This is a genomic window from Actinomadura sp. NBRC 104425 (genome assembly GCF_030269545.1).
Classification (GTDB): Bacteria; Actinomycetota; Actinomycetes; order Streptosporangiales; family Streptosporangiaceae; genus Spirillospora; species Spirillospora keratinilytica.
Window position 1 is genome coordinate 62,386 of sequence record NZ_BSTN01000029.1, and the last position, 15,059, is coordinate 77,444.

A 15,059-nucleotide genomic window follows, 5' to 3' on the forward strand; every position below is an offset into this window, starting at 1 on the left:
GTGATGGCAGTCACATCGCCAAGTAGCCCCCGTCCACCGGCAGGACGGCGCCGGTGACGTAGGAGGCGGCGGGAGAGCACAGAAACGCCGCCGCGGAGGCGACCTCGCGGGGTTCGCCGAACCGGCCGTAGGGGATGCGCGCCCGCACCGCCGCCCCCGCCTCCGGGTCGTTCAGCAGGCCGCGTGCCAGCGGGGTAACGATGAAGCCCGGCGCGACCGCGTTCACCCTGATCCCGTCGGCGGCGTACTCGGCCGCCAGCGAGCGGGTCAGCTGCGACACCCCGCCCTTGCTCGCGCTGTAGGCGGGCCGGTCCCGGCTGCCGCCGAAGGCGAACATGGACGAGACGTTGACGATCGCGCCGCCGCGGCGGGCCAGCGCCGGACGCGCCGCCTGGCAGGCGATCATGGTCGCGGTCAGGTTGACCTCCAGCACCAGCCGCCACTGGTCCAGCTCGTACTCGTCCCGGTCGCGGCTGATCCCGGCGCAGTTGACCAGGGCGTCCAGCGGGTCGGCGGCGGTGATCAGCTCGGTCAGGGCGACGTCGTCCAGCACGTTCTCCTCGACCACCCGCACCGCCGGGTGCTCGGGCGGGCCGTCGCCGGGGGCGGGGCGCAGGCCGACCGCGGTCACCTGCGCGCCGAGTTCGGCGAACAGCAGCGCCGTCGCCGCGCCGATGCCGGACGTGCCGCCGGTCACCAGCACCGTCTTGTCCGCGAACAGCCGCGGGTCGAATCCCGTGGTCATGGCCGCACCAGCACCTTGATCTCCTCCTTGCTCGCCAGCAGGGCCGCAAAGCCGTCGCGGACCACGTCGTCGAGCGGGACGACGGCGGTGACGATGGCGGTCAGGTCCACCCCCTCTTCGGCGACAAGCCTGATCAGCTCGGGGTGGACACCGCGGTAGCCGACGCTGGCGATGATCGACTGTTCGTTGTTGACCAGCGCGAACGCGTCGATGGCGACGGTGCCGCCGAGGCCGACGAGCGTCACCCGGCCGCCCCGGCGGGTCGTCTCCAGGCAGGCGCGCAGGGTCGCCTCCGCGCCGACCGCCTCGAACGCCACGTCGGCGCCCTCGCCGCCCGCCGCCGCGCGCAGCGCGCCGCCGCCGGCGTCCTCCACCGCCTCGGCGGCACCCAGGCGCAGGGCCAGTTCGCGCCGCCGCGGGGACGGGTCCGCGGCGACGACGCGGCCCGCCCCCCGAAGGGCGGCGAGCTGGACGATGAGCAGGCCGATCGGTCCCAGCCCGACGACCGCGACGGTCTCCCCCGCCCGCAGCCCCGACCGGTGCAGCGCGTGCAGGGCGACCGCGGCGGGCTCGAACACCGCGGCCTGCTCCAGCGACACCCCGTCGGGCAGCCGGTGCACCATGTAGGCGGGCACGACGGCCGTCTCGGCCAGGCCGCCGTCGCCCATCAGCCCGGCGAAGCCGAAGTGGCGGCACAGGTTGTACTCGCCCGCCCGGCAGCGCGGGCACGCGCCGCACCGGTAGTGCGGTTCGACGGCGACCCGGTCGCCCGCGCGCAGGCCCGACACGTCCGGGCCGACCCGCGTCACCGTCCCGCAGAACTCGTGGCCGAGCACCAGCGGGGCCGTCCGGCCCGACTCCGGGTGCGGCTCGGCCACCGGGATGGCGTGCGGGCCGTCGGCGTACTCGTGCAGGTCGCTGCCGCAGACCCCGCAGTACGCCACGCTGATCGCCACTTCGCCCCGCCCGGGGACGGGCGCCGGGACGTCCACGACCCGGACGTCCCGGGCGCCGTACCAGACCGCCGCCTTCACGCCACGGCCTCCGCGGTGCCCTGCGCGGCGCGGCGCCGCACGACGGCGGGGGCGGTCTCCCGCAGCCCCGTGGCCAGCAGTACCACGATCACCGCTCCGCCGGCCGCGATGTACATCGCGGCGCGCAGGCTCCACTGGTCGGAGGCCCAGCCGGCGACCATCGGGCCGAGGAAGCCGCCGGCCAGCTCGCCCACGCCCATGATCACGCCGAGTGCGGTGGCGAGCGCGGCGCGCGGCACGGTCTCGGCCGGGATGGTGGCCATGAACAGGGTGAAGCAGCCCAGCCCGGTGTAGGTGAGCACCATGAGCAGGCCCAGCAGCACCGGGTTGTCGACGTACACCACCGCGAGCGGGCAGCACGCCGCCAGGACGGTGAAGCCGATCAGCGCGGGCTTGCGGCCGATCCGGTCGGAGATCCCCGGGGTGGCGAACCCCCACAGCACCCACGCCACGCCGAGGCAGGTCATGACGGCGCTCATGGTGCCCGGCGCGAAGCCCTTCTCGTCGGTGAGGTAGGTGGGGGTGAACGTGATGATGGTGACGAACCACGTCAGGTAGCAGCAGGCGATCAGCATGCAGATCACCACGTTGCGGTTCGCGAGCACCTGCCGGATGGTGACCCCGCTCCCGGCGGGCGCGGTCTCCTCGGCGGGCGCGACGTCCTCGGCGAGCGCAGCGCGCCTGGGCGGACGCTCCCGCACGTACTTGGCGATCAGGGCGGCGACCACGATGCCGGGGATGATGGTGACGAAGAACGTCGTCCGCCAGCCGACGGACTCGGCGAGCCGGACCACCACGATCGGCGCCACGATGCCGCCGAGCAGGCCCGCCGAGGAGCCCTGCAGCAGCCCCATGTTCAGGCCGCGGCGCGCCGGACGGGACGCCTCGGCCATCAGCGACTGCGCCATCGGCAGCACCGCGCCCTCGGCGGCGCCCATCAGCGCACGTGCGGCCAGCAGCCCGAGGAATCCCGTCGCCAGGGCCGACGCCGACGAGAACAGCGAGAACAGCAGGACCGCGGCGATGAGGATGGGCTTGCGCCGGCCCAGGCGGTCCGAGAGGCGCCCGGCGAACATCCCGGCCAGCGCCCAGGTGAGGGCGAGGACCCCGGACAGCATGCCGAGCTGCGCGTTGGTCAGGCCGATGTCGTCGTCGAGGTAGGAGGCGAGGTAGGCCAGGGCCTGGCGGTCGAAGAAGACGAACCCGAACGCCAGGAACAGCATCACCAGCAACCGGTTCTCGTACCGGTCGGCGGAGGGGGTGGGGGGTGCCACGGCGACGGACCTGTCAGCGCAGCAGCGAGTCGACCAGGTCGGCGCCGAGACCGACCTCCTCGTAGTGCTCGCGGCACATCTTGAGGTAGTCGTGGACGTCGAAGTAGCCCTCGGGTTCGCCGTTGTCGTCCAGCCAGATCAGCGGGCCCTTGACGATGAACAGCGTCTTCATCGGCTCGCCGCTGTCGTAGGCGACGAGCGTGTGCCCCTCGCCGGGGGCCTCGTAGACGAAGTCGCCCGCGGTGGCCGTCCACGACCGCTCCAGGTAGCCCCACTTGCCGGAGATGGTGTAGGCGAAGACCTCGTGGGGGTGGTAGTGCCGGTTGACCAGTCCGGCCTCCTTGGCCCGCAGGATGTCGGACCAGGTGTTGTCCTTGATGTTGATCCACAGCGGGCGGGAGCCGACCGTCTCGGTGAACGGCACGTAGTAGCGGTCGTCGTCGGTGGCCACCTTGGACAGGTAGACCTCGGGCAGCGCGTCGGGCTTGACGGAGTCCGCGATGGGCTTGATGTCCTTCCAGAACTCCGAGCTGGGCGCCTCGGGCATGGTCCGTACTCCTCTCGGTCGCGTTGCCGAGAGTGAACCGCGTCACTCCGACGCCCGTCTTTCCCGTACACGACGTCCGCATTTGCGCATTTCGGACATCGCGCAGCGCGTCCGCCCGGATGGGCGCGGCCGGTGCGGTCAGGGGCGCAGGGCGCGGGTGAGGGCCAAGGCGGCGGTGCGGACGGCGGGCGCGTAGCGGGCGGCCCGCATTCCGCTGCTCCAGCCCGACAGCGACAGGGCGGCGACGACCCGGCGGCCGGGGCCGAAAACGGGGCTGGCGACGCAGGTGACGCCGGGCCCGGACTCCTCCCGGTCGTAGGCCACGCCCTCCCGGTGGATGCGGCGCAGTTCGCGCAGCAGCAGGCCCGGGGCGGTGATGGTGCGTTCGGTGAGTCGGGGCAGCGGGGCCGACAGCAGCGCCTCGACGGTCTCCGGCGGGGAGAAGGCCAGGATCGCCTTGCCGACGCCGGTGGCGGTGGCGGGGACGCGGCCGCCGACGGCGGACGGCAGCGAAGGCCCGCCGGGCGCGGTGAGCTTCTCGACGTAGACGACCTCGCGGCCGTCGAGCACGGCCAGGTGCACGGTCTGGCGGGTGGCCTCGCGCAGGTCGGACATGAACGGCACGGCGGCCTCGCGCAGGACCCGCTGGCGCGGCACCCGCTGGCCGATTTCGAACAGGGCCAGGCCGAGGCTGACCTTGCGGCCGTGCCGTTCCAGCAGCCCGGCGCGCACCAGGTCGCCGGTGATCCGGTGGACGGTCGACCGGGGCAGGCCGGTGCGGCGGGCGAGTTCGGCGGCGCCGACGGCGTCGTCTCCCGCGCGGAACGCGCCGAGGACCGCCGCGATGCGCGACGGCAGGGAGTCCCCGGCAGGGGCGGGCGTCATGGCCGGCGTCATGGCCGACAGGGTACGCGTCCCGCCAGGCGGGACGGATTCCTTGTCGCACCCGGGCTGCCGCGCGCACCCTGACGGCGGCGACGACGAAAGGAAACACAGGTGAACGTGGTGAAACGCGCCGCTGTTCGGGGGGCGGCATGCTGAGCGCGGCCATCGTGGGGTCGGGCAACATCGGCACCGACCTGCTGGTCAAGCTGCTGCGGTCGGAGACGATCGAGGTGCACTCGATGGTGGGGGTGGACCCGGAGTCCGACGGGCTCGCCCGGGCGCGCCGCCTGGGCGTCGAGGCCAGCGCGGGCGGCGTGGACTGGCTGCTGGCGCGAGACGACCTGCCCGACATCGTGTTCGAGGCGACCTCCGCGAAGGCGCACCTGGCCAACGCCCCTCGCTACCGGGAGGCGGGGATCCAGGCGGTCGACCTGACCCCGGCGGCGGTGGGGCCGTTCGTGTGCCCGCCGGTCAACCTGGCGAACCTGGCCGGCACCCCCAACCTCAACATGATCACCTGCGGCGGGCAGGCGACCATCCCGATCGTCGCGGCGGTGTCGGCGGTGGTGCCGGTGCCGTACGCGGAGATCGTCGCGTCCATCGCCTCGCGGTCGGCGGGGCCGGGCACGCGCGCCAACATCGACGAGTTCACCCAGACCACGGCCCGCGCGATCGAGCAGGTCGGTGGCGCGGCCCGGGGCAAGGCCATCATCATCCTCAACCCGGTCGAACCCCCGATGATCATGCGGGACACGGTGTTCTGCGCGATCCCGCCGGACGCCGACACCGAGGCGATCGCCGCGTCGGTCACGCGGATGGCCGCCCGGGTCGCCGAGTACGTCCCCGGGTACACGCTGCGCGCCGAACCGCAGTTCGACGACGCCCGCGAGGACTGGGGCGGCAACGCCCGGGTCGCGGTGTTCCTGGAGGTCAAGGGCAACGGCGACTACCTGCCGCCCTGGGCCGGCAATCTCGACATCATGACGGCCGCCGCCGCGCGCGTCGGCGAAGAGCTGGCGCGGCACGCGGCCGAGGAAAAGGTGAAGCAATGACCGAGGAGAACGGCGCCAAGCGCGTCAGGATCACCGACTCGACGCTGCGCGACGGCAGCCACGCGATGGCGCACCGCTTCACCGAGGAGCAGGTGCGGGGCGTGGTGCACGCGCTGGACTCGGCCGGGGTCGAGGTGATCGAGGTGGCGCACGGCGACGGCCTGGGCGGCTCCTCGTTCAACTACGGCTTCTCGCTGGAGGACGAGATCAAGCTGATCGCCGCGGCCGTGGACGAGGCCACCGCCGCGCGCATCGCGGTGCTGCTGCTGCCCGGCGTCGGCACCGTGGAGGACCTGCGCCGCGCCCACGACGCGGGCGCCTCGGTGGCGCGCATCGCCACCCACTGCACCGAGGCCGACGTGTCCCTCCAGCACTTCGCCGCGGCCCGCGAACTGGGTATGGAGACGGTCGGGTTCCTCATGCTGTCGCACCGCATCGGCCCGCGGGAACTGGCCCGGCAGGCGCGGATCATGGTGGACGGCGGCGCCCAGTGCGTCTACGTCGTGGACTCGGCCGGGGCGATGGTCCTGGCCGACGCCCAGGCCAGGGTGCGCGCCCTGGTCGAGGAGATCGGCCACGAGGCGCAGGTCGGGTTCCACGGCCACCAGAACCTGTCGCTGGGGGTGGCCAACTCCGTCCTGGCGGCGCAGAACGGCGCCCGGCAGATCGACGGGGCGCTGTGCGCGCTCGGCGCGGGCGCCGGCAACGCGCCCACCGAGGTGGTGGCGGCCACCTTCGAACGCCTCGGCATCACCACCGGGGTGGACGTGCAGGGGGTGCTGGCGGCCGCCGAGGACGTCGTCCAGCCGTTCCTGCCGCGCCTGCCGTTCGCGGACCGGTCGGCGATCACCCAGGGGTACGCGGGCGTGTACTCCAGCTTCCTGCTGCACGCCGAGCGCGCGGCCGAGCGGTACGGCGTGCCCGCCCATGAGATCCTGCAGCGGGTCGGCGAGGCCGGGTACGTCGGCGGCCAGGAAGACATGATCATCGACGTGGCGCTGCGCCTGGTGGAGGAGCGCGAACACGGCGTCAGTGGCGGCGCTGGGTCTCCTCCAGGTAGCGCAGGACGGCGGTGACGCGGCGGTCCGCCCGGTCGGTGGGGGCCAGGTCGAGCTTGGCGAAGATGTTGCGGATGTGCTTGTGCACGGCGCCTTCGGTGACGACGAGCCGTTCGGCGATGGCGCTGTTGCCCAGGCCCTCGGCCATCAGCGACAGCACGTCGCGTTCCCTGGGGGTCAGGCGCTGCAGCCCGCTGTCGGTGCGGGTGCGGGTGAGCAGCTGCGCGACGACCTCGGGGTCGATGGCGGTGCCGCCGTCCGCCACCCGGTGCAGCGCGTCCAGGAACTGCTCGACCCGCCCCACCCGCTCCTTGAGCAGGTAGCCGAGCCGGTCGGCGCCCCCGCCGCCGAGCAGTTCGGTGGCGAACGCCTGCTCCACGTAGGCCGACAGCACGAGCACGGCCAGCTCGGGGTGGCGGCGGCGCGCCTCCACCGCCGCCCTGATCCCCTCGTCGGTGTGGGTGGGCGGCATCCGCACGTCGACGATCGCGACGTCGGGTTTGTGCTCGTCCACGGCCGCCAGGAAGGCGTCCGGGTTGTCGGTGGTGGCGACCACGTCCAGGGACTCGGCGCGCAGCAGCAGCGCCACCCCCTCCCGCAGCAGTGGGTCGTCCTCGGCGATCACGATCCGCATGGCAGCTCCACCTGGAGTATCGTCGGCCCACCGCGTGGGCTGGTCAGGGTCAGGCGGCCGTCGTGCGCCTCGACGCGGCCGCGTATTCCGGCGAGCCCGGAGCCCCGCTGCGCGTCCGCGCCGCCGACGCCGTCGTCCTCGATCCGCAGCAGCAGCCGGGCGCCTTCGCGGCGGACGACCACGGTCGCCCGCCGGGCCCGGCTGTGCCGGGTGATGTTGGTGAGCGCCTCGGCCGTCACGAAGTAGGCGGTCGCCTCGACGGACGCGGCGCACCGTCCGGGGACGTCGACGTCCACCGTGCAGGGCACCCCGCAGTCGGCGGCGAGCCCGGCCAGCGCGCCGGCCAGCCCCCGGTCGACCAGCACGTGCGGCAGGATGCCGCGCACGACCGTGCGCAGCTCGGCCAGCGCCTGCTCGGCGGCCTGCTGCGCGCGTTCCAGCGCGGCGTCGGCGTCGGCGGGGTCGCGGGCCAGCGCGCGGCGGGCCACGCCGATCATCATGGTGACGCCGACGAGCCGGTTCTGGGCGCCGTCGTGCAGGGACCGTTCGATACGCCGCAGCTCCATCGCGTGGGCGTCCAGCGCGGCGGCGCGGGTGGCCGACAGCTCGGCGATCCGCAGCGACAGGTCCATGTCGGCGGGCGGCGCCAGCAGCCGCCGCCCCGGCCACGCCTGCAACCGGGCCATGCCCGGCCCGGCGACCAGGAAGGCGACCCCCATCGCCACGCCGACCAGCACCACCAGCAGGGCGCCGGAGTCGTCGGTGACGTCCCAGAACACGAACGACGGCCGGGTCTCGTCGGGGGGCAGGAACCGCCACCACAGCGGGAAGGCGATGTACGGGATGGTGTTGAGCGTCAGCGTCGCCCCGACCATGCTGAGGAACAGGCCCAGCGTGGCATGGACGAACACCCACGCCAGCTCCCGCCGCACGGCCGTGTCCGCGAGCGCGGCCCGCACGTCGGACGGCGCGGGCCCCGGGCCGATGATCTCCGGCCCCCACCGCGACAGCCGCCCGCGCTCGCGTTCCGCGACGGACCGCAAAAGGCGCGGGACGGTGCGCGCCAGCAGAAACCCCACACCGGTGACGCACAGCAGCGCGACCAGCACGATCCACATCACGGTCGCGAACGCCAGCAGGGCCGTGCCCAGGCCCCCGATGAGATGCTCCAGCGCGTCGAGGGCGGCCCGGGCACGCGCCACGACGACCGCTCGCCGACCACGCCGGGTACCGGCCGGTTCGGCCCCGTTCGCCGCCATCCGCACCTCCTCGGTTCGGCACCCTAGGCCAGCGGCCGGGCACTGTCAGTGCGCCGGACCAAGGAGTACAGCCTGCTGTACCGAAAATCGGCTCAATGGCTGGATCGCCCCCCGTTGTCGCGGTTCCTAGCGTGGTGCATGTCGATCGGACCACTCACACGAGGAGCACGCGATGACGAATCACCACGACGCCTCCAAGGCCTCCGCGAGCCGCGACGGCGGAATCGTCCGGCCGCTGCTGTGGGCACTGCTGATCATCAGCGGGGCCTGCAACATGGTGCTCTCCGGCAGCGGTGTCAACACCGCCGCCGGCATCGCGTCCGGGGCGGTCACCCTCGCCATCGCCATCGCCCTGATCACCCACCACTACCGCACCCGCCGCCGCTGACCTGCGGGGCCGGATGCCCGGACGCCAACGGCACGGCACCAGCGTGCAGGGCGGGCGAAACATCGAAGCATGGCCGGCGGGAGGATGAAGGCGCACGGCGCGCACACCGACGCACCGACCGTTACCGCTTACCGACGCTTTGCAGAAACCGGCTGTTGATCACATCTCTGTGCTCGGGATCGCTGTTTGCGTCCTTGGCACCATCGATACGATCGCCCTTGAGCTCCGCAAGTCGACTTGCGGAGCTCCTGTCCGATTGTGGACGAGATGCACGATTCCTCGGTTCGTGTCGCCTGGTTACCGTGGTCGGGAGTTGAAATGGCTTCACAGCAGTTCGAACCCCCCTCCGGCACGCGAGACTTTCTCGCCGATGCCCTGCGAAGGCGTGAACGCGTTTTCACACGAATTCGCGAAGTATTCGCGCGATATGGGTTCGAACCGTTGCAGACTCCGGCGTTCGAACGGCTGGAGACCCTGACCGGCAAATACGGCGACGAAGGCGACAAGCTGATCTTCAAGATTCTGCGCCGCGGCGAGCACGAGGCCACCGGCGAAGCCGACCTGGCCTTGCGCTACGACATGACGGTCCCGTTGGCGCGCGTGGTCGCCGCCTACGGCTCCAAGCTCCCCACGCCCTACAAGCGGTACGCCATGGGCCCGGTGTGGCGCGCGGACCGTCCCGGCAAGGGCCGGTTCCGCGAGTTCGCACAGTGTGACGTGGACGTGGTCGGCTCTTCCTCTCCGCTGGCGGACGCCGAGACGGTGTGCGCGCTCAGCGACGCGTTGGACGCCGTCGGGGTGCGGGACTTCACCGTTCTGGTCAACTCACGCCAGGCGCTGTCCGGGTTGCTGGAGGTCTACGGCGTCCCGTCCGACCTCGGCGGCGGAGTGCTGATCACCCTGGACAAGCTCGACAAGCTGTCGCCCGACAAGGTCGCCGCCGAGCTGGTCGACACCCGCTCGCTCACCCCCGGCACCGCCGAGAAACTGGTGGCCGATCTGACCGCCTTCGACGCGGTGGAGCGCATGCGCAGCGCGCTGGCGGGCAGCGAGGCCGGACGGGCCGGGCTGGACGAGATCGACCGGCTGCTGGATCTGGCCGCACCGAAGGTCGGCAAGGACCGGATGGCGTTCACTCCCCGCCTGGTGCGCGGTCTGGACTACTACACCGGCGTCATCTTCGAGATCGTTGCCGAGGGCATGCCCGGATCGATCGCCAGCGGCGGCCGCTACGACCACCTGATCGAGGCCCTGGGCGGCCCGGACGTCCCGGCCTGCGGCGGCTCCCTGGGCGTCGAACGCATCATCGGCCTGCTGGACCAGACCGCCGACGACGGCGACCGCACCGACGTCGCCGTGACGCTCATCGCCCCGGACACAGCCGCCGAGATCATGGGTTTCGCCGCGCGGCTGCGCGATGCGGGCCTGCGCACCGAGATCTATCTGGCGTCCAGCCGCAAGCTGGCCAAGCAGCTCAAGTGGGCCGCCGACCGCAAGGCGCGCTTCGCGCTGATCTACGGGGCGGCCGACAGGGAAGCGGGCGTCGTCACGGTGCGGGACATGGACACCGGCGAGCAGTCCCAGGTCCCGCCCGAAGAGCTTGTCGCGCACCTCACCGGGAGGTGCGCGACGTCGTCGTAATCCATTAGAGGAGAGTCACTGATGGGTGCGCAGGGCGACCGCATCTTCGCCGCGGTCAGTCAGCGGGGCTTTCCCGACCCCTGGTCGACCTTCGGGGAATGCCTGTCCTGGGAGGCCGCCTACGCGGTGCAGCTCAAGCAGGCCATCGACGATGCCCGCAAGGGAAGTGACGGGCAGATCACCCGCACCATCGGGGAGCTGTTCGACCGCAAGGCCGACAATCTGCTCACCGCCCGCCGGCTGCTCGATGACGTCCTGGCCGAGTACGACCAGACCGGCATGTGGCGGCTGCTGGACGAACGCGCGGCGAAACTCGACATCGATGACGTTTCGGAACGATGGGCGCGGGGGCTGGTCGAACATCCATTTCCGATCGCATTGATGTCGCTCCAGTTCAACTGGCGTTTCATGAAGCAGCACGGTGTCCGCGCGTTCTACGAGATGACCGCCCGCTACGTCGATGATCTCCTCGGCAATACGCGTCGCTGGGCCGAGGCCTGGGCAGCCGAGACGAAGACCGGTGTCATCGACCGCCTCACCACTGCGGAATGCGACCTCGCCTCGGAAGAAGCCCCCATGCACTGCGACATCTGCAAGAAGACCATCACGGCGCTCCTCTACCTGGAGGACTAGGGCCTGTCTCGAAGTGTGATGAGTGGCGGCATGTCGCACGCCGGACGCAGTGAGGCATCGCGGCCGCGATCTGCGAACCGGCCGATCAGGCGGGCGGCCGGCATCGGCGCGGCGTGCGCGGTGGCCGACCACCCGGGTTCGGCAGGCTCGCCGTCCGCTACCAGGCCACCGTCCACATCGCCGCCATCAACGAACGGCTCTGGCCAACTTTGCAACACGCCCTAGCGAAGTACGCAGCGGCGTCAACACGCCGGTCGGCATCGCGTGCCGGGCGCCATCGCCATCGCCCTGATCACCCACCACTACCGCACCCGCCGCCGCTGACCCGAGACTTGCTCGTGTGGCGCCGGAGCGTTCGCAGCGACGGCGTCCTCAGCGGGTGAAGGCGAGGAGGAGTGCGGCGGTTCGCGGGGGGTCTTCGAGCATGGGCGAGTGGCCGACGCCGGAAAGCAGCTCGACTCTCGCGCCCGGGACGGCGCGGTAGGCGGCGGCGGACGAGGATCGCCATCTCCGATCCTGTTCACCGAAGATCACCAGTAGCGGCTTGCCGACGGCGGTCAGCCGGTCGGGGAGCGTGCGCTGCTTTAGGTAGTCGTCCGCTGCCCGGGATGTCGCGGTGAGCGCGTGGTAGGTCATGCCGCGCGTGTCGTCGACGAGTTGTTGCGGGGCCTCGTAGCCGCGGCGGCTGAACGCGGTGCTCAACCCCTGGCGGAGGATCCGGTCGGTCCGCAACCGCCACAGCAGTTGCCCGACGACGGGCACGAACAGGAGCCTGCCGACGAACCCGTCGGAGATGAAGGCGTCCAGCCCGGGCCCGGAGTCGATGAGTGCGAGCGCGGTCACCAGGTCGGGCCGCTGCTCCGCGAGAGCGGTGGCGACCGAACCGCCGGTGGAGTGGCCGACCAGCACGGCCTGCTTCACGCCGAGCCGGTCCAGTGCCGCACCGACTCTGCGTCCCTGCTCCGGGAGCGCATATCCGCCGCCGGAGGGTTTGGCCGACCGGCCGTGCCCGAGCAGGTCGATCCTGATGACGTGATGGGACTTGGCGAGCATCGGAACCAGCGGATCCCACCAGCGCGTCGATCCGGCGAGCCCGTGGATCAGCACGAGTGCCGGGGCGTCGCGGGGGCCGTCCTGACGCACGTGGACGCCTCCACCGTCGAGAAGCAGGATGGAATCTCCCGTGGCCTCGGCGTCCTGCCGCGACACCACCACCGCGTTCGCCAGGAGCAACCCGACGGCGGCGAGGAGGGCGGCCGAGGCGACGAGGTAGCGCTTCCTTGGAAGGTTCATGGCGCCACTGTCGCCGCCCCAGTGCCCCGGCGGCTTGAACGAATGTTCCGGTCGGTGCCCCGCTTAGCATGGTGGAATGCGGTCCGCCGCGTACGAAGCACCCGTGTGGCACGTCACACGCCCCACGCGGCCCAGCCGGATGGCCGGTGTCAGCATGGCCGGGTTCCGTGACCGCGGCAGGTCCCCGGGCGGCCACCGGGCGATCCCGCACCCGGGCGTGACGCTGGCCGTGGAGTTCGGCGCCGCCCCGCTCATCGTGAACGCCCCGGGACGGCAGTTGCGAGGAAGCGTCGTCGTCGGGCTCGGGTTCGGCCCCGGCGAGCTGCGCGTGCGGGGCGAGTACTTCGAGGCCGTGCAAATCCGCCTGTCCCCGCTGGTGGCACGCGCGGTTCTGGGGGTCTCCCCCGCTGACCTGAACGGCGCCGTGGTGGCGCTCGACGACCTGTGGGGCCGGGAGGCGTCACGTATTCGCGAGCAGCTGAGCGAGGTGCCCTCCTGGGAGGGCCGCTTCGCGCTGACGGACGCGTTGCTCGCCCGCCGACATGAGACGGGGGCGTCCGTGGACCCGGAGGTGGCCTGGGCCTGGCGCAGAGTCATCTCCAGCCGCGGCCTGGTCCGCGTCGACGGCCTGGCGGACGAGGTCGGATGGAGCCGTAAGCGCCTGTGGTCCCGGTTCCGGTCGCAGATCGGCCTGCCGCCCAAGCGCGCCGCGAAGCTGGTCCGCTTCGACCATGCCGTCCACCGCCTGGCCGCGGGCGACGGCGCGGCCCGGGTCGCGGCGGAGAGCGGCTACGCCGACCAGTCCCACCTGCACCGCGACGTCGTGGCGTTCACCGGCGTCACCCCGGCGACCGTGGCCGGCGAACCATGGCTGGCGATCGACGACTTCGCCTGGCCCAGCCGGTGAACCTCCTTGTGAGGCTCGCCTTCTGCCCCCTTGACTCGCGACGTGTCGCCCCAGCGCGCCAAGCGCCGAAGCCGGCAGCACCACCTGCAGTCGGTGGGGTTCGCGCAGGGAGGCAGCCGCGTCGGCGTCACGAGCCCGTGCAGCCCACTCCACGGCACCTCGGCGAGCAGATCGATTTCGCAGTCTTCGGCTACGGGCCGGACGACCTGGCACAACTCGTCGAAGCAGGCGTGCAGGGCGGACGGCACCTCGAGGCGTGGCAAACGGCAAGCTGAGGGCGCGCGGCGCACACTCGGACACACCGATCGTTCACGCTCACCGGCGCTAGCGAAGTACGTGCCCAGCAGGCGAAACCCCAGCCGTCCGATCAAGGCACCACGTCCAGACCACCGGGCCCACCACCTCGCCCGCATCCACGCCCGCATCGCCGACCGGCGCCGCGGCTTCCTGCACAAGCTGCCGACTCGGCTCGTCCGTGAGAACCAAACGGTTGTAATCGAGGATTTGGCCGTGCGCACCATGGTCCGCAACCGCTCGCTCGCCCGCGCGATCTCCGATGCGGCGTGGCGTGAGCTGCGGTCGATGCTGGAGTACAAGTGCGGCTGGTACGGGCGCCGACTGCTGGTCGCAGACCGCTGGTACCCGTCGTCCAAGCTGTGCTCGGCGTGCGGCACCGTGCAGGACGCGATGCTGCTGAACGTCCGGACGTGGGAGTGCGGCTGCGGCGCGGTCCACGACCGCGACGTGAACGCCGCCAAGAACCTCCTCGCCGCCGGGCCGGCGGAGAGCTGAAACGCCTGTGGAGCTGGTGTAAGACCTAGAACGGGAGTCCTCTCGGGCGAGGCGACCGGCGGTGAAGCAGGAAGACCGACCGGCGACGGTCGGAACCCCCCGCCTTCAGGCGGGGGAGGAAGTCAAGTAGTCCTGGCTGTTCTGGTGCTTGTCAGGGTGCCGGGGCGTGGTGGAGGTTGGTGGCGGGGTCCCGGGTGCGCCAGTGCTTTAGGCCGCTGGTGGTTCACCTGGACGGGCGGGGGCCGGCCACGCGAGGCCGACCACGGCTTCGGCTGCGGCCGGGCGTAAGAGTGGCGGCACGTGTGCCGGGGCACGGCTCGCGGCCGTGGGCAAGGGGTTCTCCTGGCGGGCATCGAGTTCGGTCGTGGCGGCTGCTCGGCAGGAAGACACGGCTCCAGAGACGAGGGGATACAGGATGGGGCGACACGAGGGCGGCCAGGGCGACGAGCGCAAGACCCCTGGCGGGACCGGTGACACCCAGAAGGGCACCGGGCACGGCGGCAAGGGAGACCACACCAAGGGCAACCCGAGTGACGGGCGCAAGTCGTGACCGACTGGCAGCAGATCACCGATCGGGTGCCGCGGAGCCTGTTCATGCCGTCGGTGGTGTGGGCCGATCTGGGCCCGGGGCCGTGGGTTCGGGTGGACCGCGACGCCGACCCGGCCGAGTGGGAGCGGGTGGCGCGGCTGGATCAGCCGCTGATCACCCAGTTCGAGGACGGCCGCGCCGAGGGCGAGGGACTGGCCACATCGTCGCTGTCGATGCCGACCGTGGTGGCCGAGTTCCTCCAGCAGCTCGACCCGTATGACCATCACCGCGTGTTGGAGATCGGCACCGGGTCCGGGTGGACGGCCGCGCTGCTGTCGGAGCGGGTCGGTGCGCAGAACGTCACGACGGTCGAGGTGGATCCCATGCT

General features: G+C 72.0%; 16 protein-coding genes and 1 pseudogene. 9 read left to right on the forward strand and 8 right to left on the reverse strand.

Features of this window, described 5'->3' with window-relative positions; all coding sequences use genetic code 11:
• Positions 1–10: 10 nt before the first annotated feature.
• From QSK22_RS28755 to QSK22_RS28775, 5 genes are all read right to left on the reverse strand, one after another.
• The gene (locus QSK22_RS28755; RefSeq protein WP_285497560.1) at positions 11–745 is read right to left on the reverse strand and encodes an SDR family NAD(P)-dependent oxidoreductase; all 735 of its coding nucleotides are present in this window, start codon (positions 743–745) and stop codon (positions 11–13) included.
• Positions 742–1,779, reverse strand: a complete 1,038-nt coding sequence (locus QSK22_RS28760; protein ID WP_285497561.1) for a 2,3-butanediol dehydrogenase — start codon at positions 1,777–1,779, stop codon at positions 742–744. Before QSK22_RS28760 ends, QSK22_RS28755 begins: the two co-directional genes overlap by 4 nt.
• Positions 1,776–3,053, reverse strand: a complete 1,278-nt coding sequence (locus tag QSK22_RS28765) for an MFS transporter (protein WP_285497563.1) — start codon at positions 3,051–3,053, stop codon at positions 1,776–1,778. Before QSK22_RS28765 ends, QSK22_RS28760 begins: the two co-directional genes overlap by 4 nt.
• A 13-nt stretch (positions 3,054–3,066) precedes the next feature.
• Positions 3,067–3,600 carry a 2,4'-dihydroxyacetophenone dioxygenase family protein gene (locus QSK22_RS28770; RefSeq protein WP_285497564.1) on the reverse strand — a complete coding sequence of 178 codons (534 nt, stop codon included), beginning with the start codon at positions 3,598–3,600 and terminating at the stop codon, positions 3,067–3,069.
• A 138-nt stretch (positions 3,601–3,738) separates the two neighbouring features.
• Positions 3,739–4,497 (reverse strand): IclR family transcriptional regulator, encoded by a 759-nt coding sequence (locus QSK22_RS28775; RefSeq protein WP_285497565.1) that lies wholly within the window; start codon positions 4,495–4,497, stop codon positions 3,739–3,741.
• A gap of 137 nt (positions 4,498–4,634) precedes the next feature.
• Here QSK22_RS28775 and QSK22_RS28780 point away from each other — a divergent pair, with 137 nt between their 5' ends.
• Together QSK22_RS28780 and dmpG are read left to right on the forward strand one after the other, a co-directional pair.
• Positions 4,635–5,537, forward strand: a complete 903-nt coding sequence (locus QSK22_RS28780; RefSeq protein WP_285497566.1) for an acetaldehyde dehydrogenase (acetylating) — start codon at positions 4,635–4,637, stop codon at positions 5,535–5,537.
• Complete coding sequence (gene dmpG, locus QSK22_RS28785; protein WP_285497567.1) at positions 5,534–6,613, forward strand: 4-hydroxy-2-oxovalerate aldolase; 1,080 nt, start codon at positions 5,534–5,536, stop codon at positions 6,611–6,613. Before QSK22_RS28780 ends, dmpG begins: the two co-directional genes overlap by 4 nt.
• Here dmpG and QSK22_RS28790 read toward each other — a convergent pair.
• A complete protein-coding gene (locus QSK22_RS28790) occupies positions 6,567–7,229 on the reverse strand; it encodes a response regulator (protein ID WP_285497568.1) in 663 nt (220 codons plus the stop codon). The genes dmpG and QSK22_RS28790 overlap by 47 nt on opposite strands.
• Complete coding sequence (locus tag QSK22_RS28795; RefSeq protein ID WP_285497569.1) at positions 7,217–8,488, reverse strand: sensor histidine kinase; 1,272 nt, start codon at positions 8,486–8,488, stop codon at positions 7,217–7,219. The genes QSK22_RS28790 and QSK22_RS28795 overlap by 13 nt, the downstream gene beginning before the upstream one ends.
• A gap of 172 nt (positions 8,489–8,660) precedes the next feature.
• On the opposite strand from QSK22_RS28795, the gene QSK22_RS28800 reads away from it, so the two are divergent.
• The 3 genes from QSK22_RS28800 (at position 8,661) to QSK22_RS28810 (ending at position 11,150) form a co-directional block, all read left to right on the forward strand.
• Complete coding sequence (locus QSK22_RS28800) at positions 8,661–8,876, forward strand: hypothetical protein (RefSeq protein WP_285497570.1); 216 nt, start codon at positions 8,661–8,663, stop codon at positions 8,874–8,876.
• A gap of 318 nt (positions 8,877–9,194) precedes the next feature.
• Positions 9,195–10,517, forward strand: coding sequence for a histidine--tRNA ligase (gene hisS, locus QSK22_RS28805; RefSeq protein WP_285497571.1), 1,323 nt, complete (start codon positions 9,195–9,197; stop codon positions 10,515–10,517).
• A gap of 21 nt (positions 10,518–10,538) precedes the next feature.
• Positions 10,539–11,150 (forward strand): hypothetical protein, encoded by a 612-nt coding sequence (locus tag QSK22_RS28810; protein WP_285497572.1) that lies wholly within the window; start codon positions 10,539–10,541, stop codon positions 11,148–11,150.
• Between the two features lie 372 nt (positions 11,151–11,522).
• Here the strand turns inward: QSK22_RS28810 and QSK22_RS28815 are convergent, their stop codons facing one another.
• The gene (locus QSK22_RS28815) at positions 11,523–12,443 is read right to left on the reverse strand and encodes an alpha/beta fold hydrolase (protein ID WP_285497573.1); all 921 of its coding nucleotides are present in this window, start codon (positions 12,441–12,443) and stop codon (positions 11,523–11,525) included.
• A 76-nt stretch (positions 12,444–12,519) separates the two neighbouring features.
• Between QSK22_RS28815 and QSK22_RS28820 the strand changes: the two genes are divergently transcribed.
• The 4 genes and pseudogenes from QSK22_RS28820 to QSK22_RS28835 all read left to right on the forward strand — a co-directional run.
• Positions 12,520–13,350, forward strand: coding sequence for a helix-turn-helix domain-containing protein (locus QSK22_RS28820; RefSeq protein ID WP_285497574.1), 831 nt, complete (start codon positions 12,520–12,522; stop codon positions 13,348–13,350).
• Positions 13,351–13,755: 405 nt separating this feature from the next.
• Positions 13,756–14,272: pseudogene (locus tag QSK22_RS28825) on the forward strand (RNA-guided endonuclease TnpB family protein); the annotation flags it as partial.
• A 285-nt stretch (positions 14,273–14,557) separates the two neighbouring features.
• A complete protein-coding gene (locus tag QSK22_RS28830) occupies positions 14,558–14,692 on the forward strand; it encodes a hypothetical protein (protein WP_285497575.1) in 135 nt (44 codons plus the stop codon).
• On the forward strand, positions 14,689–15,059 hold a 371-nt coding region (locus tag QSK22_RS28835; RefSeq protein WP_285497576.1), incomplete at its 3' end, for an rRNA adenine N-6-methyltransferase family protein. The genes QSK22_RS28830 and QSK22_RS28835, both read left to right, overlap by 4 nt.

Excerpts from the sequence above, each read along its gene's own strand:
- QSK22_RS28755 (WP_285497560.1), bottom strand. The coding sequence starts at position 745 with ATGACCACGGGATTCGACCCGCGGCTGTTCGCGGACAAGACGGTGCTG.
- QSK22_RS28770 (WP_285497564.1), bottom strand. The coding sequence starts at position 3,600 with ATGCCCGAGGCGCCCAGCTCGGAGTTCTGGAAGGACATCAAGCCCATC.
- QSK22_RS28775 (WP_285497565.1), bottom strand. The coding sequence starts at position 4,497 with ATGACGCCGGCCATGACGCCCGCCCCTGCCGGGGACTCCCTGCCGTCG.
- QSK22_RS28780 (WP_285497566.1), top strand. The coding sequence starts at position 4,635 with ATGCTGAGCGCGGCCATCGTGGGGTCGGGCAACATCGGCACCGACCTG.
- dmpG (WP_285497567.1), top strand. The coding sequence starts at position 5,534 with ATGACCGAGGAGAACGGCGCCAAGCGCGTCAGGATCACCGACTCGACG.
- QSK22_RS28790 (WP_285497568.1), bottom strand. The coding sequence starts at position 7,229 with ATGCGGATCGTGATCGCCGAGGACGACCCACTGCTGCGGGAGGGGGTG.
- QSK22_RS28795 (WP_285497569.1), bottom strand. The coding sequence starts at position 8,488 with ATGGCGGCGAACGGGGCCGAACCGGCCGGTACCCGGCGTGGTCGGCGA.
- QSK22_RS28800 (WP_285497570.1), top strand. The coding sequence starts at position 8,661 with ATGACGAATCACCACGACGCCTCCAAGGCCTCCGCGAGCCGCGACGGC.
- hisS (WP_285497571.1), top strand. The coding sequence starts at position 9,195 with ATGGCTTCACAGCAGTTCGAACCCCCCTCCGGCACGCGAGACTTTCTC.
- QSK22_RS28810 (WP_285497572.1), top strand. The coding sequence starts at position 10,539 with ATGGGTGCGCAGGGCGACCGCATCTTCGCCGCGGTCAGTCAGCGGGGC.
- QSK22_RS28815 (WP_285497573.1), bottom strand. The coding sequence starts at position 12,443 with ATGAACCTTCCAAGGAAGCGCTACCTCGTCGCCTCGGCCGCCCTCCTC.
- QSK22_RS28820 (WP_285497574.1), top strand. The coding sequence starts at position 12,520 with ATGCGGTCCGCCGCGTACGAAGCACCCGTGTGGCACGTCACACGCCCC.
- QSK22_RS28830 (WP_285497575.1), top strand. The coding sequence starts at position 14,558 with ATGGGGCGACACGAGGGCGGCCAGGGCGACGAGCGCAAGACCCCTGGC.